This window comes from Iodobacter sp. BJB302 (genome assembly GCF_002735645.1).
GTDB lineage: Bacteria > Pseudomonadota > Gammaproteobacteria > Burkholderiales > Chitinibacteraceae > Iodobacter.
In genome coordinates, this window is the sequence record NZ_PDZG01000001.1 from 42,360 (window position 1) to 65,272 (window position 22,913).

General features: G+C 48.8%; 23 protein-coding genes. 3 read left to right on the forward strand and 20 right to left on the reverse strand.

All coding sequences use genetic code 11. The features are described 5' to 3' along the window. The first annotated feature begins 80 nt into the window (after positions 1-80). On the forward strand, positions 81-1,082 hold the full coding sequence (locus CSQ88_RS00185; RefSeq protein WP_099396103.1) for a carbonic anhydrase: 1,002 nt from the start codon (positions 81-83) through the stop codon (positions 1,080-1,082). A gap of 14 nt (positions 1,083-1,096) precedes the next feature. Here the strand turns inward: CSQ88_RS00185 and CSQ88_RS00190 are convergent, their stop codons facing one another. The 20 genes from CSQ88_RS00190 to rpsB all read right to left on the reverse strand — a co-directional run bounded on the left by CSQ88_RS00190 (position 1,097) and on the right by rpsB (position 20,611). Then, on the reverse strand, positions 1,097-1,876 hold the full coding sequence (locus CSQ88_RS00190) for an RNA methyltransferase (RefSeq protein WP_099396104.1): 780 nt from the start codon (positions 1,874-1,876) through the stop codon (positions 1,097-1,099). A gap of 16 nt (positions 1,877-1,892) precedes the next feature. Next, the gene (locus tag CSQ88_RS00195; RefSeq protein WP_099396105.1) at positions 1,893-3,305 is read right to left on the reverse strand and encodes an HDOD domain-containing protein; all 1,413 of its coding nucleotides are present in this window, start codon (positions 3,303-3,305) and stop codon (positions 1,893-1,895) included. Next, a complete protein-coding gene (locus tag CSQ88_RS00200) occupies positions 3,293-4,012 on the reverse strand; it encodes a bifunctional 2-polyprenyl-6-hydroxyphenol methylase/3-demethylubiquinol 3-O-methyltransferase UbiG (RefSeq protein ID WP_099396106.1) in 720 nt (239 codons plus the stop codon). The genes CSQ88_RS00195 and CSQ88_RS00200 overlap by 13 nt, the downstream gene beginning before the upstream one ends. After that, on the reverse strand, positions 4,009-4,908 hold the full coding sequence (gene motB, locus CSQ88_RS00205) for a flagellar motor protein MotB (protein WP_099396107.1): 900 nt from the start codon (positions 4,906-4,908) through the stop codon (positions 4,009-4,011). The genes CSQ88_RS00200 and motB overlap by 4 nt, the downstream gene beginning before the upstream one ends. Before the next feature lie 28 nt (positions 4,909-4,936). Further along, positions 4,937-5,797 carry a flagellar motor stator protein MotA gene (motA, locus tag CSQ88_RS00210; RefSeq protein ID WP_099396108.1) on the reverse strand — a complete coding sequence of 287 codons (861 nt, stop codon included), beginning with the start codon at positions 5,795-5,797 and terminating at the stop codon, positions 4,937-4,939. A gap of 123 nt (positions 5,798-5,920) precedes the next feature. After that, entirely contained in the window at positions 5,921-6,502 is a 582-nt protein-coding gene (gene rnhB / locus CSQ88_RS00215) for a ribonuclease HII (protein ID WP_099396109.1), read from the reverse strand. Next, positions 6,499-7,671, reverse strand: coding sequence for a lipid-A-disaccharide synthase (gene lpxB / locus CSQ88_RS00220; RefSeq protein WP_099396110.1), 1,173 nt, complete (start codon positions 7,669-7,671; stop codon positions 6,499-6,501). Before lpxB ends, rnhB begins: the two co-directional genes overlap by 4 nt. 1 nt (position 7,672) lies before the next feature. Next, entirely contained in the window at positions 7,673-8,449 is a 777-nt protein-coding gene (lpxA, locus tag CSQ88_RS00225) for an acyl-ACP--UDP-N-acetylglucosamine O-acyltransferase (RefSeq protein ID WP_099396111.1), read from the reverse strand. A gap of 17 nt (positions 8,450-8,466) precedes the next feature. Further along, on the reverse strand, positions 8,467-8,919 hold the full coding sequence (gene fabZ / locus CSQ88_RS00230; RefSeq protein WP_205836288.1) for a 3-hydroxyacyl-ACP dehydratase FabZ: 453 nt from the start codon (positions 8,917-8,919) through the stop codon (positions 8,467-8,469). 90 nt (positions 8,920-9,009) lie between these two features. Beyond that, positions 9,010-10,047: a UDP-3-O-(3-hydroxymyristoyl)glucosamine N-acyltransferase gene (gene lpxD, locus CSQ88_RS00235; protein WP_099396113.1), complete on the reverse strand. Its 1,038-nt coding sequence runs from the start codon at positions 10,045-10,047 to the stop codon at positions 9,010-9,012. A gap of 4 nt (positions 10,048-10,051) precedes the next feature. Then, positions 10,052-10,546 carry an OmpH family outer membrane protein gene (locus tag CSQ88_RS00240; protein ID WP_099396114.1) on the reverse strand — a complete coding sequence of 165 codons (495 nt, stop codon included), beginning with the start codon at positions 10,544-10,546 and terminating at the stop codon, positions 10,052-10,054. 19 nt (positions 10,547-10,565) lie between these two features. Then, positions 10,566-12,830: an outer membrane protein assembly factor BamA gene (gene bamA, locus CSQ88_RS00245; RefSeq protein ID WP_257212343.1), complete on the reverse strand. Its 2,265-nt coding sequence runs from the start codon at positions 12,828-12,830 to the stop codon at positions 10,566-10,568. 152 nt (positions 12,831-12,982) lie between these two features. Further along, positions 12,983-14,332, reverse strand: coding sequence for an RIP metalloprotease RseP (gene rseP / locus CSQ88_RS00250; RefSeq protein WP_099396115.1), 1,350 nt, complete (start codon positions 14,330-14,332; stop codon positions 12,983-12,985). Next, complete coding sequence (ispC, locus tag CSQ88_RS00255) at positions 14,326-15,540, reverse strand: 1-deoxy-D-xylulose-5-phosphate reductoisomerase (protein ID WP_099396221.1); 1,215 nt, start codon at positions 15,538-15,540, stop codon at positions 14,326-14,328. The genes rseP and ispC overlap by 7 nt, the downstream gene beginning before the upstream one ends. A 178-nt stretch (positions 15,541-15,718) precedes the next feature. After that, entirely contained in the window at positions 15,719-16,546 is an 828-nt protein-coding gene (locus CSQ88_RS00260) for a phosphatidate cytidylyltransferase (RefSeq protein WP_099396116.1), read from the reverse strand. Continuing rightward, positions 16,540-17,268, reverse strand: a complete 729-nt coding sequence (uppS, locus tag CSQ88_RS00265) for a polyprenyl diphosphate synthase (RefSeq protein WP_218962969.1) — start codon at positions 17,266-17,268, stop codon at positions 16,540-16,542. Before uppS ends, CSQ88_RS00260 begins: the two co-directional genes overlap by 7 nt. A gap of 82 nt (positions 17,269-17,350) precedes the next feature. Continuing rightward, on the reverse strand, positions 17,351-17,908 hold the full coding sequence (frr, locus tag CSQ88_RS00270) for a ribosome recycling factor (RefSeq protein ID WP_099396118.1): 558 nt from the start codon (positions 17,906-17,908) through the stop codon (positions 17,351-17,353). A gap of 104 nt (positions 17,909-18,012) precedes the next feature. Continuing rightward, entirely contained in the window at positions 18,013-18,732 is a 720-nt protein-coding gene (gene pyrH / locus CSQ88_RS00275; RefSeq protein ID WP_099396119.1) for a UMP kinase, read from the reverse strand. A gap of 133 nt (positions 18,733-18,865) precedes the next feature. After that, the gene (tsf, locus tag CSQ88_RS00280; protein ID WP_099396120.1) at positions 18,866-19,741 is read right to left on the reverse strand and encodes a translation elongation factor Ts; all 876 of its coding nucleotides are present in this window, start codon (positions 19,739-19,741) and stop codon (positions 18,866-18,868) included. 147 nt (positions 19,742-19,888) lie between these two features. Then, positions 19,889-20,611: a 30S ribosomal protein S2 gene (gene rpsB, locus CSQ88_RS00285; RefSeq protein WP_099396121.1), complete on the reverse strand. Its 723-nt coding sequence runs from the start codon at positions 20,609-20,611 to the stop codon at positions 19,889-19,891. 942 nt (positions 20,612-21,553) lie between these two features. Between rpsB and trxB the strand changes: the two genes are divergently transcribed. Both trxB and CSQ88_RS00295 read left to right on the forward strand, forming a co-directional pair. Next, positions 21,554-22,507, forward strand: coding sequence for a thioredoxin-disulfide reductase (gene trxB / locus CSQ88_RS00290; protein WP_099396122.1), 954 nt, complete (start codon positions 21,554-21,556; stop codon positions 22,505-22,507). 56 nt (positions 22,508-22,563) lie between these two features. Then, positions 22,564-22,899: a hypothetical protein gene (locus tag CSQ88_RS00295; RefSeq protein ID WP_099396123.1), complete on the forward strand. Its 336-nt coding sequence runs from the start codon at positions 22,564-22,566 to the stop codon at positions 22,897-22,899. Positions 22,900-22,913 lie beyond the last annotated feature (14 nt).

Genomic DNA, 22,913 nt, shown 5'->3' on the forward strand with positions numbered 1-22,913 from the left:
CGCGGCAACGTTGTCTTTTTGCTGATCACAGCTAAGCTTTCAAAAAGACAAGCAGAACTTACCTAAACGGAATACATACTATGCGCTACTCCGCACTAATGATGTGCCTGACTGTTGCTTTTACTTTTGCAGCCGAATCCAGCCATAAAGCAGCCACCCCGGAGCCTGCCCATAAGACCGAAAAACCAGCCGCAGAAGCTGCACCGGCCAGCCATGATGCACCGCCTGAAACGATACCCGTGCCTCATTCAGCCCCAATTGGCAAATACGGCATACCAAGCCCCGGGCCAGTCCACCGCAGCAGCAGCTCTCATGCCGCAGCAAAAAAACACAGTGCACCCTCGGCTCGCGCGCCGGCTGCAGCACACGGCGGCGGGCATGGCGCACCCCACGCAGGGGGTCACTGGGGCTACGAAGAAGGAAGTACCGGCCCCAATAGCTGGGGCAGCATGAGCCCGTCATTTGCGCTTTGCGCCGAAGGAAAAGAGCAATCCCCCATCAACATCACCACCAGTTATGCGCAAGAAATGGAGAAAATCAAATTCAGTTACGGCATGACCCGAATTATTGCAGTCAATAACGGGCACACCATTCAGCTTAATATCGACCCTGGCAGCTATATTGAGGCCTTAGGCAGCAAGTATCAGCTTTTGCAGTTTCACTTTCATACACCAAGCGAAGAAGCCATCGGCGGAGTTCGCTACCCGATGGTGGCGCATTTAGTTCATAAAAGTGAAGAAGGTAAACTTGCGGTAGTGGCCGCGCTGATTCAACAAGGCTCACAGGATAATCCGCTGATAGAAGCACTCTGGGACAAAATGCCTGATGAGCATAATGAATCGAGAACCTTTGATAAGCTAACCTACAGTCCCGCAGCCCTGCTTCCGCTTGATCAGTCCTTTTATACCTTTATGGGCTCACTCACCACCCCCCCCTGCTCTGAAGGCGTGCGCTGGTTAGTAATGAAAAACCCACTGAGTATTTCAGCCAGGCAAATTACACGATTTCGTAAGCTATTCCCCATGAATGCCCGGCCTATTCAACCCATTAATGCAAGAAATGTAATGGAAGGGATGTTGTAGCCAGATCACATTGACTAGCTAAGTGCGCTGACTTGCCTTTGCCGCTCATAACAAAGAATTGCGGCAGCAGCGGCCACATTTAAAGACTCTACCTGCCCTTGCATAGGGATAGTCAGCCGAAGGCTGGCTAAATCCTGCATCGCCTGCGAAACACCTGAACCTTCAGAGCCCAGCACTAAAGCCAGATCGTGCGCTAAATTTGCCGCATAGGGTGGCACCGCCTGCTCAAGCACCGTAACAGCAACTGCACCGGAGAACTGGCTGGCAAAAACAGGTAAATCGATATGCTCCAGCATATCCAAGACAAAATGTGCCCCCATACCTGCCCGCAGCACTTTGGGCGACCAGACATCTGCACACTCATCTGCAAGCAATACCTGATCCACACCAAACGCCGCGGCGGAGCGCAAAATCGTGCCCACATTACCCGGATCCTGCACGCCATCCAGCAACAGGCAAAACCCACGCTCACGCGCTGGCGCAGCAGGCGGAATGGCGTAGAGCCCCATAATGCCCGTGGTGCTGGGTAAATCGCTGAGCTCGGCAAATAAAGCTTCATCCAGGATGATTTGAGCCGCAGTGAAACGTTGCAGAAGCGCTTGCACCTCTATGTTTTCAAGCGCTGCCGGTGTTAAAACAATTTTCTCCAGAGCGCCACCGGCATCCGCCAGCGCCAGCAGCAGATGCGTGCCATCGAGCAGGGTTTGCCCGGCTTTGCGCCGCTCGCGGCGGCTGCCTGAAAGTTTTAATAAGGATTTAAAAAACGGATTCTGACGGGAAGAAATAACAAGCATAAAGAACCTAAAACAATCAGCGATGCTGAGCGGGATGATGAGATAAAGCACGGCTGGTCAGTAAGCCTATCTGCTTAAAGTGCTGATAATGCGTATCGGCAAGGTGATCTCCTCCCTGCCGGTCGGCATAAATAATGCCGACCGCCTTGTCACCAACAAAAATAGACATGGCACAAAATTCTTCTTTACCCACCTGATCACGAAACCCCGCTGGCAGCATGGGCTCCAGGCTTTCGGCATTGCCAGAATTTAACCAGATGCTTTGCTGCTTGAGCATCAGCCGTGTCAGCAAATGGGGCTCATCCAGCTTAATATGCAGTTGACGGGCAGGGTCTGACGGCTCTATTCCATGGGCAAAACGCGCTTTAACCGCATTTTCACCCGCAACCAGCAGGGCAAAAAGAATACGCCGCATACCCAGCCCTTCTGCCAGTGCGCGTACCGCCAGAGTCATAATCTGATTAGCTGGCGCGCCCTGCGTGCCAGCCAGATGCAGCGCCTGCATTCTTTCGGCAAGAATATCTTTTGTGATCAAAACAGGAGCAGGCACAGCGGCCTGTGCAGCAGGTGCAGGAGCAGGTGGCACGGGCCATTCACCTGGCAACATAGGCAACCAGCGTGCGGCAGGCCAGCCTTGCTTCTGAGGCTCGTTACGTGCGTATTGCAGCATTAAACGGTTGGTTCGCTGCCAGACATCATCCACAGAGGTATTTAAGATTTCAGCCATGGCGTGCAATGCCTCAGCCACACCGGGTTGCCACCAGCCACGATCCAGCAAATGAGCAAGCTGTAAGGTAGCGTACTGCAAGGACTGCCTTGGCAGCATACTTTCTGTTTCTTGAGACAATAATGCGCTTAATGACTGCGGCAAAGACCAGGCCGCCAGCAAGGCATGAGCCTGATCTCTGCCATGAGGTGCGGTGGGGTCACTGTCATGCGCCAGTAGCTCCAGTATTTCTGGCATCCGGCTGAGCAAGGCAGAAATAAAAATCTCGTCCAGGTGCGCATCATAGCGCTCGCCCGCGAACTCCCTTGCCATCTTGGCGGTAAAGCGCGTGTCGGCAATACACTTATGAATACGGGCAATCGTTCTGGGGTGCCCTTGCAAAACGTCTTCCAAAACAGGCAGGCGGGTAAAATGCTCAATAAAAGGAGCAACCCCCATCAGCATCACAATGCCATTGATGGTTGTAATATCGGCAGCCAAGCTGCTTTTTTGCCGCTGATTAATATAACGCAGCGCCTGTGCCGTCAGCAGCGGGTCTTTTAAAACAATATCGGCCAAATCAGAGGGGCTGACGCGATCAGCACGGCGCAAAGCCAAAAGCAACTGCTCACGACTGGATTGCAAAACAGGCAGGCCGCGCCGTGCCCAGTAGGCAAGCCAAGCAACATTACTCGTGGCGGCGGGGTGAGCTAGATTGTCCATACTAAAAGTCTGCTGCCTTTCCAGTCTCCAATATCACAGATGCGGGCAGGAGGCGCATTGGGAATATCAAAGCTATTGCTAATTAATAAGCTGCCGGGGCGCATTTCTTTTTGCGCTTTTTCCCAGAGCAAGCTCATTGGCTCGGGTGATAAATAAGCGTAAACCACATCATAAGCAGCCAAATCAGCGGCGAATGCATCACCGTGATGCCAGCCTGCATTGCTTCGGGCTAAGCGTAAGCGGCCAAACAACCAGGGAAGCCAGGAAAACTCGATGCCATCGGCCTGCACATCCGGCCGGTGGCGTACAAACCATGCCAGTACCGTGCCCGTGCCTGCACCCAGATCAAGTAAACGCGCCCCTGAAGGCACTTGCTTTGCAAGCTGTTCTAAGGCCTGAGCATTACTTAAATATAAAGGCACTCTATTTCGTAATACGCCGCCAAACACCATCCAGCTGATCAGCAGCGCCGCCAGATACCAGAGGGGATCAACAGGACTCAGGAGCGCCAGCAAAACAGCAAATGGAAAAACCAGGTGGATATAACGCCACCACAGGCCATCATGCCAACGCAAAGCAGCTGAAAAAGAAAGGCCTGCACTAAGCGAGGCCCAGATGATTGCTGGCCATGCCATCAGGCCCACAACGAGCGCCGCAACAGCCATGGCACACAACTGAATCAGCACGAAGCGCAGGGCTTGCGTCATTTATCCGTCTTTTTGACAGCCGCAGCAGCTGCAGGCGTCGCTTCATCCTGGCTTTTTCCTGCCTGCTGGCGAATATTGTCTTCTGCCTCATGATTCAACACCACGATACTGATCCGGCGGTTTACCGGGTTATAAATATTGCCCGTATCCAGGGGGATAACATCACCAAAGCCATTAACTCGTAATATTTTTTTATCGGATAAGCCACCCGCAACCAGCTCGCGGCGGGATGCATTAGCACGGTCAGCCGACAGCTCCCAATTGCTGTAACCCTCATCACCACCCGCAAATCGGGATGAATCGGTATGGCCGGATAATGAAACCGCATTAGGGACTTCATTTAAAAATTCAGCAATTTCACGCAGCATATCCCGGCTGAAAGATTCAAGATCTGAGCTACCCGATTTAAACATGGGGCGATTTTGCTCATCCACAATCTGAATTCTTAAACCTTCCGCCACCATATCTAATTTAAGCTGGTTTTTAAATTGCGCTAATTTAGAGTTTTCTTTGATTTTATTATCCATCAAAGCTTCAAATTTTTGTTTCAGCTCTGAAAGACGTTTTTTATCTTTGGCAGCAACCGAAACAACATCGCCATTTTTAACCTGCCCTGCCTGCTTGGTTAAATCGTTTCCGCCGCCCTTAATTAAAGAGGTCGCATCACCTGCGCCATCCCCACCGGACATAGACACCTTCAGCGGATTAGCAAAATAGCTGGTAATCCCTTTCATGGTTCCTTTTGATACCGACCCCAGCAACCACATCAGCAAGAAGAAAGCCATCATCGCGGTAACGAAGTCGGCATAGGCAATTTTCCATGCCCCGCCGTGATGCCCATGGCCGCCTTTCTTAATTCGTTTTACAACTATGGGGCGTTGTGAATCATCGCTCATTTTGCGCTACCTTAAAAACTATGTGGTTTTACTTACCCTTAGCACTCTTCACATGATCTTCTAACTCTTTAAAGCTTGGGCGATCACTGCCGCTCAATGCTTTGCGGCCAAATTCAACCGCAACTTGCGGTGCGTAGCCATTCAGGCTGGCCAGTAAAGTGACTTTTACAGCCTGGAACGCAATACTGGTTGCCGCGCCCTGCTTCTCCAGCACCGTTGCCAATGGCCCCACAAAACCATATGCCAGCCAAATCCCCATAAAAGTACCTACCAGCGCCGCACCAATCAGCTCACCCAGTGCGGGTGGCGGCAGATGCAAGGAACCCATCACGTGAACCACGCCCATAACTGCCGCCACAATACCAAAAGCGGGCAGACCGTCGGCCAATTTGGTAATCGCATCGACCGCAACGTGGGCATCTGCATGGTGCGCTTCTAATTCCACATCCATCAGATTTTCAATTTCCATTGAATTTAAATTACCCCCCACCATCAGGCGCAGGTAATCACAAAGGAATTCAGTTAAATGATGATCGTGAGCAACGGAGGCATATTTGGAAATAATCGGGCTGGAATGCGGGTCTTCAATATCTGTTTCAATCGACATCAAACCTTCTTTCCGTACTTTGGAAAGAATTTCAAACATCATGGCAAATAAATCCATGAAAAAAGGTTTGTTGTAGGGGGTACTTTTAAACATAAGAGGAAGAGCCGCAACCGTTTGCTTCATCCCTTTCGCGCCTTGGGCTGCGATCATCCCACCAATCGCCCCACCGAAAATAATAACGAGTTCAGATGGCTGCCAGAACACAGCTAAATGCCCGCCGTGTACAGCGTAAGCGCCCAGAATACAAACGCACATAAAAACATAGCCAATAATGACGAACATGCGTCAGCTTCCCTGTAATGACTTAATAAAATAACTTACTTAGGCTGCATATTAGAAGATTGAATACAGCACGACAACCAATCAAGGAGAATTAAAGCGAAATGAATTGCGCTTTGAGATGTATTACCAGAGAGACGCCTGCGCATTTGCTCTTATAACAGGGCCAAAACTTTTTCTGTGGACAGGGCAAGGGCCAAGCCGCTTTAATGCTTCCAAATGCTGCGCCGTTGGGTAGCCCTTATGCTGTGTAAAACCATAGCCAGGATAAAGCGCCTCAAAGCCGTCAACTTCCCGATCACGGCTGACCTTGGCCAGAATGGAGGCTGCAGAAATACAGCTTTCAAGCGCATCGCCACCCACAATCGCCCTGGCCGGAACAATTAAACCTTTTGGAATCCGGTTGCCATCAATTAATGCTTCGGCGGGCTGCACATCAAGGCCCGCAACGGCACGCTGCATGGCCAGCATCGTGGCATGCAGGATATTCAGTTCGTCAATTTCCTCAATAGAAGCCGAAGCAACCGACCATGACACCGCGCAGGATTTTATTAAATCAAATAAAACATCACGGCGGCGGGCTGTTAATTTTTTTGAATCATTTAAACCAGGTAAATCATAGCGTGCAGGCAAAATAACCGCAGCGGCAAACACCGCCCCGGCCAATGGGCCTCTGCCCGCCTCGTCAACACCACAAATTAAACTCACACCTTGACCCCCAGCACCGAGCACACCGCATCTGCTGCGCGCTCGGCCGCACCGCAGCGCAGGCTAAGGTGCAGATCCGCAAAGCGCTGACTCAGCGCTGTAGCAAGGCGCTTGTCATCGTATAAATTACTGATGGCCTGAAGCAAATTATCCGAGGTTGCATCGTCCTGCAAAAGCTCTGGCACCACAAATTTGCCAGCAAGTACATTGGGCAGGCTGACATAAGGCAGTCTGAGCTTTCTTTTAACCATGCGGTAAGTCAGCGAAGACAAACGGTAAGTCACCACCATGGGCTGGCGCGACATCATTGCTTCTAAGGTTGCCGTGCCTGACGCCAGTAAAATCACATCAGCAGCCTGCATCGCTTCGTGTGCATGGCCAAACATCAGACGAAACGGCAGCTCCTGAGCGCCCTGCTTCCAGATTTCCTGCTCAAACAATAAGCGTGTTTCACGCGTTACAAAGGGCACCAGAAACAAGGCACTTGGATATCGGTCCAGTAGTTTTCTGGCGGTTTCAACAAACAAAGCCGCCAACATTTCAACTTCGCTTTGGCGACTGCCAGGCAGCAGGGTAAACACGGCTCTTTGCGGCGGGATTTCCAGCACTTCACGCACAGCAAGCTGATCTGGTACTTCAGGAAAAATCTCAGCTAAAGGGTGACCAACATAACTGGCAGGAATATTTGCATCCCGATATATTTTTTCTTCAAAAGGAAACAGCAGCAGCATATGCGACACGCACTGGCCAATTTTTTTAAGCCGCTCCGAGCGCCACGCCCAAACAGAAGGACCAACATAATGAATGGTTGGCACACCCGCTTGTTTAAGTGCTTTTTCTAAGCCGAAATTAAAATCAGGTGCATCAATGCCAATAAATAAATCTGGCTTATCTGCCAGTAACTGCCGTTTTAACTGACGGCGGATACGCAGTAATTCGGGTAAATGACGAATCACTTCCAGATAACCACGCACAGCCAGTTTTTCCATAGGCACAACAGTCGTGCAGCCTGCGGCCTGCATTTTAGGGCCTGCAATACCAAAAAAATCAGCATGTGGCAGGCGTTTTTTCAGAGCCAGAATAAGCTGGCTTCCCAATAAATCGCCCGAAGATTCACCGGCCACCACAGCAATACGCAGGCGGCCTTGAGTATTTAATATGCGCTGCATATCAGCGGATAATCCCACGAGTGGATTGTGCAAAGAAATCAAGAAAGGCCTGAAGCTCCGGCTGTTCAGTGACCTGGGCTTCTATAGCCGCTTTAGCCTCTGCAAAAGGCAAGCCCTGGCGGTAAAGCATTTTATATGCACGCTTAATATGGGTAATTTGCTCGCTGCTAAAACCCCGACGCTTTAAGCCTTCGCTGTTAATTCCGTTTGGCACAGCCCGATTACCCGCGGCCATAACAAAAGGCGGCACATCCTGAGCTACCGCAGCAGTAAACGCGGTCATGGCATGCGGAGCAATTTTGCAGAACTGGTGTACGGTGGTAAAGCCACCCAAAATCACCCAGTCACCAATATGCACGTGGCCTGCTAGGGTTGTGTTATTGGCAAAAATAGTATGGCTGCCAATTTTGCAATCATGGGCAATATGCACATAGGCCATAATCCAGTTGTCGTCCCCTATCATGGTGACGCCATCGTCCTGCGCCGTGCCGGTAGAAATCGTGACATTCTGGAAAATAGTATTGCCATCGCCAATCACAAGGCGTGTTGGCTCGCCCGCATATTTTTTATCCTGAGGCGCACAGCCTATGCTGGAAAAAGAATAAATACGGTTTTTTTTGCCAATTTGCGTATGCCCGTCTACGACCACATGGGCCTCAAGACGGGTGCCGGAGCCGATACTGACATGCTCACCGATCACACAAAAAGGGCCGATCTCTACGTCAGGGGCAAGCTCGGCTCCGTCATGAATAATGGCTGAAGCGTGAATTTTCGACATATTTTACTCTGACTGAATTAGCGTTGAACTTCGCGTTGCGCACACATTAAATCAGCTTCAGCAGCTAATTCTGTACCGACAAAAGCCTGTGCTTTGTATTTCCAGATACCACGTTTATTGGCTGTAATCTGCACGCATAAAGTCAGCTGATCGCCTGGTACAACCTGGCGTTTAAACCTTGCGTTATCAATACCTGCAAAGAAATATAAAGAATCTTCCGAAGGCGCAACTTCAAGGCTTTTATACGACAATACACCCGCAGCCTGGGCAAGCGCTTCCATAATCAACACACCTGGCATGACCGGATAGGTTGGAAAATGGCCTTGAAAAAAAGGCTCATTAATGGTGACATTTTTAATTGCTTTAATTGAAACGCCAGGTTCAATTTCTAAAACGCGATCAATTAATAAAAAAGGATAGCGATGTGGCAAGCATTTTGTAATTTCTAAAACATCCATGGTCTGACTCATTACTCTTATTCTCCAACCGGCGACTGACAGCCGTGATCTCTTGCTTAAAGTGACTTAAAGCCTGTTAATTAAAATGAATTTCGTTGACTTCTATTCAGCAGGCAACGTCAATACAGCAATTTCTTTTTCAAGCTGCCTGATGCGCTTGGCCAATTCATCCAGATGCCGCAAGTGAGCGGCATTATGCCGCCAGTCATCATAAGTTTGCATCGGATATGAGCCTGAATACACACCGGCTTCACGAATCGTTTTCGCCACCAGTGTGCCGCCCATGACCGTTACACCATCACAGATTTCCAGATGGCCTGAAATCATTACCGCGCCACCAATCTGGCAGCGCGCGCCAATTTTTGTAGAGCCAGCAATTCCCACACAGGCAGCCATGGCCGTATGTTCACCGATTTCCACGTTATGGGCGACCTGAATCAGGTTATCGATCCTTGCACCGTTACCAATAATAGTGTCGTTTAATGCACCCCGGTCTACCGTGGTGCAAGAACCAATTTCAACATCATTGCCAATCAGAACACGCCCAAGCTGAGGGATTTTCTCCCAATGATCTGTGGCCCATGCATTGCCAAAACCATCGCCTGCAATCACCGCATTGCTGTGTAAAATCACCCGGTCACCGATAAATGCACCTCTGTGTACACTGGTATTGGGGTGAATAAGGCAATCATCACCAATTTCGACACGCTCACCAAGATATGCATTGGCTTTCACGATTGTGCGCTCACCCACTACCGCACCCGCCTCAATCACTACACCGGGGCCAATTTGAGCACTGGCTGCAACTTTTGCAAGCGGGTCAACGATAGCGCGGGGGTGAATACCCGCCACCGCCACCGGACGCGGGTGCAGCAGCTGCGCAACTTGAGCAAAATACAGTTGCGGATCACGCGTTACGATATGCGGATGCTTTAAGCTGGCACTTTCAGCGGGGCGGACAATAAAGGCCGCAGCATGGCTGGTTTGCAATTGCGCGCGCAGGCGGGGGTTTGCTAAAAATGCCAGCTCGCCCTCCCCTGCTTTTTCTAAAGAAGAAACCCCGGTAATCAGCACATCATCGCCATGACGCTCACCACCGAGTAATTCAACAAGTCCCGATAATCTGAAGGAAAGCAACATGCGTTTATTTGTCCATTAAAAGCTTTAATACTTTGTCTGTAATATCAATACGAGGGCTGCGCCATGCAACTTCCTGCAAAATTAAATCGTATTTTTCGCTGGTCGCTATTTGCGCAATAGCGGTATTTACCCGCTCCTGCAGACCGGATAATTCCTCATTGCGGCGCACATTCATATCTTCATTGAATTCACGCTGCATACGCTGAAAATCCTGATTCATTTTAACGAGCTCGCGCTCTTTAATTCTGCGATCCGTTTCTGCAAGTGTCCCTCTGTCCAGCAGCTGCTGCAAAGCCTTACCCTGAGCCGAAATCTTTTGCAAATCGGCTTTGCGGGCATCGAATTCACGCTCTATTTTTTTGGCCGCCCTCACTGCCGGGGATGCCTCACGCAAGATTCGCTCGGTATCCACAAAACCAATCCGCATATCTGCCGCAAATGCACTGGAAGTCAATACAACACCCATTGCCAGTAATACAGCACGTGGCCATTTCAACATAGATAGTGGCTCCTTAAAATCAGAATACTTGACCCAACTGGAACTGGAGTCCGCGTTCAACACGGTCATTTGGCTGAGCATTAAATGGCGCAGCCCAGCTTAATTTAATTGGCCCTACTGGTGAAACCCAGGTAAACGCCACACCCGCTGAATAACGCAGTTCGCTAAAGTTTGGCTTATCGCCTGCACCCCAAACCGCGCCGGAATCCGCGAACACGCTTAAACGCGTAGAGCGGTCATTTTTCAAACCTGGAATCGGGAAGAAGAATTCAAAGTTATTGATCAGTCGTTTATCCCCTCCCATACCATCACCACGACTGTCAACAGGCCCAACCGATCCAGATCTGAAACCACGAATTGAACCTACACCACCGGCATAGAAGTTTTTATAGAAAGGATAAATATTATCGCCATAAGCATGGCCATAACCGCCTTCCACATTCCACATCAGGCTCATTTCTTTACCGAATGGAATAAAGTACTGGCTGCGGGTTGATAGCTTGTAGTAATCAATATCTGAGAAGGGTGCTGTCACCTCACCATTCAGGCTGAGTAACCAGCCAGATGTAGGGTAAGAACCACTATTACGTGTATCGCGTCCCCAGTTTACAGAAACGGGGAATGTTTTATTTCTGGAGCCCTGGGTGTTTACAAAATCCAATACATGCTTAGGCGCAGAAGCATCGGCCTGAATAGCAAGGCTTTCATAGCCTAAGCCAAAACCAATCCGGTTTGTTTCAGTTAAAGGCAGACTGAAATTTGAGTTAAACCCATAGGACGAAGTCGTATATTGGCCCAAATCAACGCGTGATGGATCTGTATCGCGGCGATAGATATTCCAACCCACCGAAACACCATCTGGTGTTGCATACGGGTTAGTCACCCCAAGGGAATACACTTTATTGGATGAGCTTGAATTTACTTCAACCGCAAATTGCTTACCACTGCCCAAAAAGTTATTCTGAGAAAGTGACAAGACTAAAACAACGCCTTCACTTTGCCCATAACCAGCACCAATATTAAAGTTGCCTGATTTCTTTTCAGTCACGGTGACATTCATATCCACCTGATCGGCAGTATCTGGCACCAGCGGCGTATCAACGACAATTTCACCGAAGTAATCGAGCTGCTCCAGGCGCTGCTTGGACCGTTTAATTTTAGCGCCATCATAGGCCGCTGATTCTAACTGACGTAATTCACGGCGAATAACCACATCGCGGGTTTGGGAATTACCGTTTACATTAATCCGTCTTACATAGGTTTTTTTGCCCGGATCAACATAAAGAGTAAATGCCACTTTATTATTTTTCTGATCGATTTCCGGCACAGCATTTACATTGGCAAAAGCATAGCCCACTTCACCCAAAGCTTCAGTAATTGCGGCTGTTGATCTGTTCAGGCTTTCTCGCGAAAACACTTCGCCCGTATTTAAAGTAATCAGTTTCTTTAAAATGACAGGGTCAATAATGGTGTCGCCCAGCAATTTGATATCGCTCACTTCAAACTGCTTGCCTTCTGAAATATTCAAGGTAAGGAAAATACCTTCACGATCTTCAGAAATAGCAACCTGAGTGGATTCAACATTAAATTCGATATAACCACGATCCATATACCAAGAGCGCAGTTTTTCCAGATCAGCAGATAGTTTTTGCTTGGAGTATTGGTCGGCTTTGGTGTACCAAGTGAGCCAGCCACCCGTAGTTTGACTCAGCATATCAAGCAAATCATCTTCGGAAAACGCTTTGTTTCCAATAATATTAATCTGCTGAATGCGGGCCACTTCACCCTCAGAAATATCCAATTGAACGCCAACACGGTTGCGCTCTAATTTAGTGACTTCTGACTTCACCACAACGGAATAACGGCCACGTGAATAATATTGCTGTTTGATTTCCTGAACAGCAGCATCCAGCACGCTTTGATCAAAAATACGCCCTTCAGCAAAGCTCTGGCTTTTCAGGGCGCTTTTAATCTGATCCTTTTCCAGCATTTTAGAGCCATTAACATTGATTTGCGCAATGGTAGGACGCTCATCCACCGTAACAATCAGCACCTGCCCGTTGGATTCAACCCGCACATCATTGAAAAACCCAGTTGCAAACAAGGCCTTGATCGCCTCTTGTGCGCGATCATCATCAAAGCGATCACCCACTTTTACCGGCAAATAATTAAAAATCGTTCCGGCGTCAGTTCGTTGCAGCCCCTCAACACGAATATCGCGGATCACAAATGGCTCAACCGCCCAAGTAGGAAAAGCAATACTGCTCAGGGCAGCTGCTAACAACAAGTTTATCGATTTTAATTTCATTATTATGAAGAGTCACTAATGAGTTAGCAGGCATAAAGTGCCCACACTGCGTTAAAAAACGGCCGAAAACCCTTAATTGCTGCTGTAAACCCTGGCCTTGAAATATGCGGCTAAACAAGCAAAGTGGTTTAACCAAGAAAAAGCCGATGGATGTCGTTGTAAAGCGCAAGAGACATCAAGCCTAACAACAACACAATACCAATGCGCTGACCAAATGCTTCAGCCTCAAGCGGCAGACGCCGCCCAGTCAAAAATTCTACCGTATGATACATCAAATGCCCGCCATCCAGCACCGGCAAGGGTAGCAGGTTTAAAACCCCCAAACTAATACTAATTACACAAAGATACTCAAGAAAAGCATTTAAGCCCATGCGGGCACTTTCCCCTGCGAATGTTGCAATCGTAATCGGGCCGCTGACCTGCTTCACGGACACCTGTCCTGTGAGCATTTTCCAAAACATCACCAGAGTCAGCCTGCTGCCCTGCCAAGTTTTATTCAGCGCATATTGCAAGCCCTCAACCGGGCCAAAATCCCGGGTAAACCGCTGCTTCTGCCAGGCAGTCGCATCCACTTCAGGAGCAAGACCAAGCTTGCCTGTTTTCTGCCCGTTTTCTACAACCGTATCAGGAATAACTGTGCGTTCAATGACTTGCCCATTGTGCTTCCAGCTTATAAGCAGTGGCTGAGCAGCAGAGGACGCCACAGCAGCCTGCACATCGCGCCAGCCATGCAATGGGGCACCATTGATCATCACCAGCTGATCGCCCGCTTTGATGCCGGCCTTTGCCGCGGCACTTTGAGGTGCAAGCTGAGCAACACGTAAGCTGAGAGGGACAGGAGACATCCCAAGACGGGAGAGAAGCTGCTGATCGATTTCATCCCGGGTGAGATGACTGAGATCCAGCATCACAGAGCGCTCTGAACCAGTATTTGACCGAAGCTGCAAGGGTACTGTTACCGAGCCGCCACTCTGCTCCAGCAGGCCAAACTGCAGCTCATCCCAGCTGGAAACCGGCATTCCTGACACAGAAAGCACTTCATCCCCCTGACGAAGCCCCGCTTTTTCTGCGGCAGAGCCTGCGCTGATAAATGAAACCACCGGCCTCAGCGCTTCAACACCAGACAATGACAAGCCCCAGTACAGCAAAATTGCGAGCAAAAAATTAGCCAGCGGCCCTGCTGCAACAATGGCCATTTTAGCCAGAGGGGGACGACGATTAAAAGCCCGTGGCAAATCGGCAGCCGCAATTGGCTCGCCTTCACGCTCATCAAGCATGCTGACATAGCCGCCAAGCGGAATCGCACCAATTTGCCAAAGGGTTTCACCCCTACGCCACTGCCAGAGCGGTTTACCAAAACCAATGGAGAAAACCAGCACCTTTACCCCGCAGCGCTTTGCCACGTAGTAATGCCCGTACTCGTGAATGGAAACAAGCAGGCCAATGGCAACAATAAACGCCAGCAGTGACGTCAGCATAAGGGGTGACTCTGCAGCCACTGACGCGCAGCAGCACGCGCCATCTCATCCACACTAAGCAAGGCTTCTAATGATTCAGCCGATGCCCGATGCGTACACTGCCCCAATACCGCCTCGATAAGCCGGGGGATGTCTGTAAAGCGTAAAGCCTTATTTAAAAAGCCTTCAACGGCCACTTCATTGGCCGCATTTAAAATGGCAGGGGCGGCACTGCCAGCAGCAAGGGCATCAAAAGCCAGTTGCAGACAAGGAAAGCGCTGTAAATCTGGCGCTTCAAAATCCAGACGGCCCACGCTAAAGAAATCAAGCGATTTCACGCCCGCGTCAATTCGCTCCGGGTAAGCCATGCCGTAGGCAATGGGGGTGCGCATATCAGGGTTGCCCAGCTGAGCCAGCACCGAGCCATCCATATACTCCACCATGGAATGCACGACGCTTTGCGGATGCACAACAACTGAAATATCGTTTTTTTCCGGCGCATTGAATAACCAGCGCGCCTCAATGACTTCCAGCCCCTTATTCATTAATGAGGCCGAATCCACCGAAATCTTGCGACCCATAGACCAGTTAGGGTGCTTACAGGCTTGCTCTGGCGAAACATGATGCAATGCTTCATGCGCCATGGTGCGAAATGGCCCGCCCGATGCCGTCAGCAAAATGCGCTTAACGCCTGCATCCTGCAAGCAAGCCGCATAAGGATTTTCACGATAAGCGCCAGGCAGCACCTGAAAAATAGCGTTATGTTCGCTGTCAATCGGCAACAGCGCAGCACCGGATTCGCGCACCGCATCCATAAATAAAGAACCGGCCAGCACCAGCGTTTCTTTATTTGCCAGCAAAATGCGTTTGCCCGCACGCGCGGCATCCAGGGTGGGTTGCATCCCTGCGGCCCCTACAATTGCCGCCATCACGGCATCGACGTCTGCGGCCGTTGCCACATCACTCAATGCAGACACGCCCCACAGCACTTCAGTAGCAGAGCCCTGCTCTTTTAATAGTGCGGCTAATGTCTGAGCCGAAACAGCATCCAAAACAACAGCAAAACGAGGCTTAAACTGCACACATTGCTGAGCCAGTTTTTCCAGCTGACTGGCTCCTGTGAGTGCAAACACTTGATATCGCTCTGGATATCGGGCAATCACATCAAGTGTATTAACGCCAATACTGCCAGTTGAACCCAAAATGGTGATTTTTTGCATAGAGGACATGATGATATGGCCTTGCGCTTTAATCTGCCCGAAAAAGACCTGTGCCATATATTAAAACAGCAATAAAACCAATACGTTTTTTCTTTGGAAAAAACATCTGCTGTATTGGTTTTATTGCCAGTGTTTTAATTTCAGCAATAAGATCTTGTGACAAGCACATGATTTACGCAGTTTGAATTTAGAATAATAAGAAGCTGAGGTAAATTGCACAGGCTACCGGCAGGATGGCTAATAAGCTATCAACCCTGTCGAGCACTCCGCCGTGCCCCGGTAATAAATTACTGCTGTCTTTCATTCCGATCTGACGCTTAAAGAGGGATTCTAATAAGTCCCCCATTACACTAACCGCCGTTAAGATCACTGCAATAGCCAGCCATGCCGCAAGCGACAATAGCTCGCCATGAAAAAACAAATGTTTAGGCAAAAAGAAAGTATAAATCAATACGCCCAGTAAACCGCCAGCAGCACCTTCCCAGCTTTTGCCAGGACTAATCAATGGTGCAAGCTTGTGTTTACCAAAAGCTTTACCAAAGAAATAGGCGGCCGAATCGGCAACCCAGGCAATCGCCAATACAGCCAGTAAAGCCCATGGCCCCGCTGTGCGCAGCACAATTAATGCCAGCCCTGCAGGCAGCAGCAAAGCCCAGCCTAATAAAATATTTAAATTTGCGGCATTTGCCAGCTTCCATTTTTTAGAAAGCCAGCATGGCGTGACAAATAACCAAAACACGCTCGCCCCAAGCATCAGCCCCAATAACATTGAAGGCGTATAAATAAGCTGACTGAGTAAAGCAAATACAACTGCGGTTAATAAAGGATAAACTTTAGCAATAAAGCCTTGCATGCCGGATAAGCGCTGCCACTCCCAGGATGCGGCAACCATAATCAATCCACAAAATGAAATCCATGCAAGAGAGCCGGTTGTCCCCATTTGAGGTAAATAAAAGATTGCCGCAAGCAGCAGCGGCAGTAAGAAGAGGGCCGTTAGAACACGAGTTTTTAGCATGGGGTCTGAAGTTGCTCACTAATACGGCCAAAACGTCGTTCACGGCTGTGATACCAGTCAATCGCAGTTTCCAGTGCCTGACGGTCAAAATCAGGCCAAAGCATATCGCTGAAATAAAGCTCGGTATAGGCAAGCTGCCATAGCAGGAAATTGCTGATGCGCTGCTCTCCTCCTGTTCTGATAAACAAATCAGGCTCTGGCGCATAGGCCATCGCAAGGTAGGGAGATAAATCATCTTCTGTAAAAGTGGTGCTTAATTCCGGGTGATCTGCCAGCATTTCATGCGTGGCATTAATGACATCCCAACGGCCGCCGTAATCTGCAGCAATAGACAGCGTTAAACCTGTGTTGTCCGCCGTTTTTTCTTCGGCAGCATCAATCAACGCCACCAGTTCAGGACCAAAATGCTCGCGATTGCCAACAATTTTTAAACGAATATTTTTGTCGTGCATGCGGTTAATTTCACCACTCAGCACTTTCAGAAAGAGGCCCATTAAAAATGAGACTTCATCCTGCGGGCGACGCCAGTTTTCATTACTAAAAGCAAAAACAGTTAAATAACCCACGCCAAGTGCATCACAAGCGCGCACCGTATCACGTAAAGCCTCTACACCACGCTTATGGCCAAATATACGTGGCATCATGCGTTTTTTTGCCCAACGGCCATTGCCATCCATAATCACGGCAATGTGACGGGGAACAGCTGCAATGTCCTGCGGCATTTCTTTAGTTGAGCTACTGAATATGGCCACACCAAACCCCTTACGTTTACTGGCCGGTACAATTGCACCGGCCAGTAAATGATTACATTGTCATTAATTCTTTTTCTTTTTCTGCCAACAACTTATCAATTTCAATTACATATTTATCTGTCAGCTTCTGAACATCATCTGCTGCACGACGCTCATCATCTTCAGAAATATCTTTATCTTTAACTAAGCGTTTTAATTGCTCATTGGCATCGCGGCGAATATTACGCACGGCTACCTTAGCATCATCTGCCTCGTTGCGAACAACCTTTGTTAAATCTTTACGGCGCTCTTCGGTCAGTGCCGGCATAGGCACACGAATCACATCACCATTAGTTGATGGATTCAAGCCCAGATCGCCATCACGAATTGCTTTTTCAATCTTGGAAATCATTGTTTTTTCCCAAGCCTGAACACCAATTGTGCGTGAATCAATCAAAGTTACATTAGCAACCTGATTAATTGCTGTTGGTGCACCGTAATAATCCACATTGATATGATCCAACAAACCAACGTGCGCGCGACCAGTACGTACTTTGGCTAAATTAACGCGCAAAGCTTCAACTGATTTTTGCATTTTTGTAACGGTATTGCTTTTAATTTCTGCAATCATAATGCATTCCCTTATTTACTCGTTTCTAATGAGTAATCGTTCATTTGTACTATGGCCCACTAACAGTGCACGGAGTTAATAATCCGCGCCTCTGTTCAGAAAGTTTAGCAGTGTACCAGCGTCCCTTCATCTTCCCCAAGAACTACGCGCTTTAATGCGCCTGCTTTGAAGATACTAAAGACACTTAAATTCATATTTTGATCACGACAGAGCGCGAATGCAGTGGCATCCATCACTTTCAGATTACGGCCAATGGCCTCATCGAAAGTCAGGGTTTGATAACGTACAGCATCTGGATTGTTCTTTGGATCATCGGTGTAAACACCATCAACTTTGGTGGCTTTAAGAACAATATCGGCGCCCATTTCCATGCCGCGCAAAGCAGCAGCGGTATCTGTTGTAAAGAAAGGGTTACCCGTTCCTGCACCAAAAATCACTACCTTATTTTCTTCAAGGTAACGGATTGCTTTGCCACGCACATAGGGCTCAGCCACTTGCTGAATCGTCAGCGCAGATTGAACACGGCTTACAATACCTGCGCGTTTCATCGCATCCTGCAAGGCCAGCGCATTCATTACCGTTGCCAGCATGCCCATATAATCTGCAGTTGCGCGATCCATCCCCGCAGCGGCAGGTGCTACGCCCCGAAAAATATTACCACCACCGATTACAACACCAACTTGTACGCCAAGATCTAATACAGCCTTGATTTCACCAACAATACGGTCAATTGTGACACGATTGATGCCATAGCTATCCTCACCCATGAGGGCTTCGCCGGAGAGTTTCAGCAAAATGCGTTTATATTTGGGTGCTTGGCTCATTTGAAGCTTCCTTATCCATGGAGGGGCAAATTGTGGAAACGCCGCACGTTACCGTGCGGCGCATAAAGCAAATATCCAGTGCTCAGCCTGCCTAAAGACTACTCTTCCGGCGGGCTAAGTTTAATGCAAACAATTAAATCTTTGCAGCAGCAGCCACTTCAGCAGCGTAATCAACCACTGCTTTTTCAATGCCTTCACCAACAACAAACAGGTTGAATGCATTAACAGTTGCAGAGTTGGTTTTCAGCAATTGCTCAATTGTTACTTTGTCATCCATTACAAATGGCTGGCTCAGCAATACAACATCTTTCAGGTACTTTTGTACTGTACCTTCAACGATTTTTTCCAGCATTGCTTCTGGCTTGCCTGCTTCTTTAGCACGCTCAGTAGCAACACGACGCTCAGTTTCGATCAGGTCAGCAGGTACACCGCTTGCATCAAGAGACTTAGGCTTAGTTGCCGCAATGTGCATTGCAATTTGCTTAGCCAGTTGCTCGTCACCGCCCACGATATCCAGCAGAACGCCCAGCTTGTTGCCGTGCAGGTAAGCTGCAACCTGGCCAGCTGTTTCAAAGCGCGCAAAGCGGCGCAGAGTCACGTTTTCACCCAGTTTGGCAACAGCTTCTTTACGGATTTCTTCAACTGTTTTGCCATCAACAACAACTTGCGCCAGCGCTTCAACATCAGCCGGATTTGCATCAGCAACAGCCTGAGCTGCCAGCTTGGCAAACGCGATAAAGCCTTCGTCTTTTGCTAAGAAGTCTGTTTCACAGTTCACTTCCAGTACAGCGCCGATCTTTTTATCTTCAGAGATAAATGCAGCGATAATCCCTTCAGCAGCAGTACGGCCAGCCAGCTTGGACGCTTTGTTGCCTGATTTGATTCGCATTACTTCTTCAGCTTTTTTGATATCGCCATCGGCTTCAACCAAAGCTTTTTTACATTCCATCATGCCAAGGCCAGTCAGCTCGCGCAGCTGGGCAACCATTTTCGCGGTAATTTCCGCCATGATTATTTCTCCTGAAACTGGGTAAGGAGTAGAGCATCGCTTATCCGGATTATTTAATAATAAAAACCGGAAAGATGCAGAGCTACTTATCTGTTATTTACAAAAAAGGGGCGAAACGCCCCTTTTTCGCATATTAACTTTACGATATTACTGTGCAGCGGCTACAGCAACTGCTTCGACAAGTTCTTGTGCTGATTGGTTTTTACCTTCAAGCACGGCGTCAGCCATACCTTGAGCGTACAAACGAATTGCGCGGCTTGAATCATCGTTACCAGGGATAACGAAATCAATACCTTCAGGGTTGTTGTTGGTATCAACTACGCCGATAACCGGGATACCCAGTTTCTTAGCTTCAACCAAAGTACCCTTTTGGTAACCAGTGTCGATCACGAAAATCGCGTCTGGCAGACCCTTCATATCCTTGATACCGCCCAGGCTACGATTGAGTTTTTCAACTTCACGATTCATGTCCAGCAATTCTTTCTTACCGTAGCCGCTGTTTTCATTAGCAACGATAACTTGTAACTCTTCCAGACGTTTGATCGACTGCTTAACTGTTTTGTAGTTAGTCAGCATACCGCCTAACCAGCGGTGATCAACGAAAGGCATGCCGCAACGCGCTGCTTCTTCAGCAACGATTTCACGAGCTTGGCGCTTAGTACCTACGAACAGAACAGTACCTTTGTTTGCAGCAATACGACGAGCGTATTTAACAGCTTCTTCAAACAATGGCAGAGTTTTTTCGAGGTTGATAATATGAATCTTGTTACGTGCGCCAAAAATATATTGACCCATTTTTGGGTGCCAGTAACGAGTTTGGTGACCGAAGTGGACACCGGCTTCAAGCATATCGCGCATGCTAACGGACATAGTAAAACTCCAAGCTAAGGGTTACATCCAGCACTCACACGACACCCAAAATCACAGACTTTGAGCACCCTTAACGGGGTGAGCACCAAAATTATCTGCAGGCACCATGCCCACAGAGCACAGGATTATAGACCTTTACGCCAAGCCCAGTCCAGCTTAATCAGGCAATCATTGACAGCATCTATTACCATTGAAGGCCAAAACACACATCACCCCGCCCTCACGTGTACCGCCAGTTACTAAGCCTGATGACTCAGCCTTTGATGCACTATTCGATTAATGCGGATTCATACCTCACCCCACTTACTAATTCGCTGAGGCATACCACTGAGCAACATAAAATGACAAGGCATCTTCCGCTACGCACGCACTGGGTTGGGTTGGGTTGGGTTGGCGATTTTTATCTTTTTCAAACCAGCCAGTGCATTAATACCTGAATAGGAAAATCCATTTCTGAGGGGGCATGCGACGGCAACGATTTAATCAGACATGACAGACTGGCTGGCGCTTTATCAACCCAACGATTTTTCGTTAGCCACAGTCAACAACGTATACATGCCCCCCAATGGAATTTAATTCGTGACATACAGCCCAAACCACCGAAAGACCGTAAGGTATTTTCTTAATTAACCCATTGAAAACATGATTAAAAATGAAAAGGGAAAGGCTGTATCAAAGGATACATAAATCTATACCTTAAAATTCAGCATTGAATGCCCAACAAGGATTACTCAGGCAGAGGGGCGTGGTAAAACACCAAGGCTCTGCATACCATCCATTGCCCTTACTCACAAACGCAGAAAAAGAATAATTAATGAGCCCCATAGGCATTTTCGATTAGAAAGCCAGGCTTGAAAGACGTAAACTGTGAGCAAATAATCAATATGCCTTTCAATAAGGCTCCGGCACACTTTCCCCTCTCTTAGAAAAGGAAGCTGATTTATGGCTACGCAACACGCTCGTTTACTTATTTTAGGCTCAGGCCCTGCTGGCTACACTGCTGCCGTTTATGCTGCCCGTGCCAACCTTAATCCGGTAATGGTAACGGGCCTTGCTCAGGGCGGGCAGCTAATGACAACAACGGATGTAGACAACTGGCCAGCCGATGCGGATGGCGTACAAGGCCCGGAGCTGATGGCCCGCTTTCAAAAGCATGCCGAGCGTTTTGGCACAGAAATGATCTTTGATCATATTCACACCACGCATTTAAATGAAAAACCAATCCGTCTGGTGGGCGATTCCGGCGAATACACTTGCGATGCCCTGATTATTGCAACGGGCGCATCGGCCCAGTATATCGGCCTGCCAAGCGAAGAAACTTTTGCCGGCCGCGGCGTATCTGCTTGTGCGACCTGCGATGGTTTTTTCTACCGCAATCAGCAGGTTGCCGTAGTGGGTGGCGGCAATACAGCCGTTGAAGAAGCGCTGTATCTGTCTAATATTGCTGCGCATGTCACTTTAATTCACCGCCGTGATACTTTCCGTTCAGAAAAAATCCTGATCAACCATTTAATGGAGAAAGTAGAAGCAGGCAAAATTACCCTCGCCATCAACAGCACGCTGGATGAAGTGCTGGGCGATGCCACAGGCGTAACGGGTGCCCGTCTTAAATCAACCGTAGATGGCAGCACACGTGATCTTGAGTTAACCGGGGTATTTATTGCCATTGGCCACAAGCCAAACACAGATATCTTTAAAGGCCAACTGGAAATGGATGCGACCGGCTATATCGTAACCAAGGGCGGCCGTGATGGTGGCGCAACCGGCACCAGTATTCCTGGTGTGTTTGCCGCAGGCGATGTGCAGGATCATATCTACCGCCAGGCAGTGACTTCCGCAGCATCGGGTTGCCAGGCCGCGCTGGATGCAGATAAATATTTGGATTCATTACGTTAATTCATAATTTAAGATGACCCAAGGGGCGCTCAGCGCCCCTTTTGCATTGGATTGACATGGATAACCCCAAGCTGCGCCAGCTTAGAAAAGCTTTACGCGCCAAGCCGCAGATTGCTGCAAAACCCAAAAGTAAACCTGTAGAAACACTGGATGATCACACCCTGTTTATGCGCTCGGTGCAGGGCGTTAAGCCGCTTAAAAACACCCAATATCAGCACCCGAAGCCAGAAGTCAGCCCCTGGCCACGCAAACAACACGCCGAGCACCTCAGCCCGCTGGATGATATGACCGATTTCTGGCCATGGGATGAGCTGGCACCGGGCGAAGAGCTGCTCTACAGCAAGCCAGGCCAGAAGCTCGACACGCTGAAGCGCCTGAGGAAAGGCCAGTGACCAACCAGCGGGCA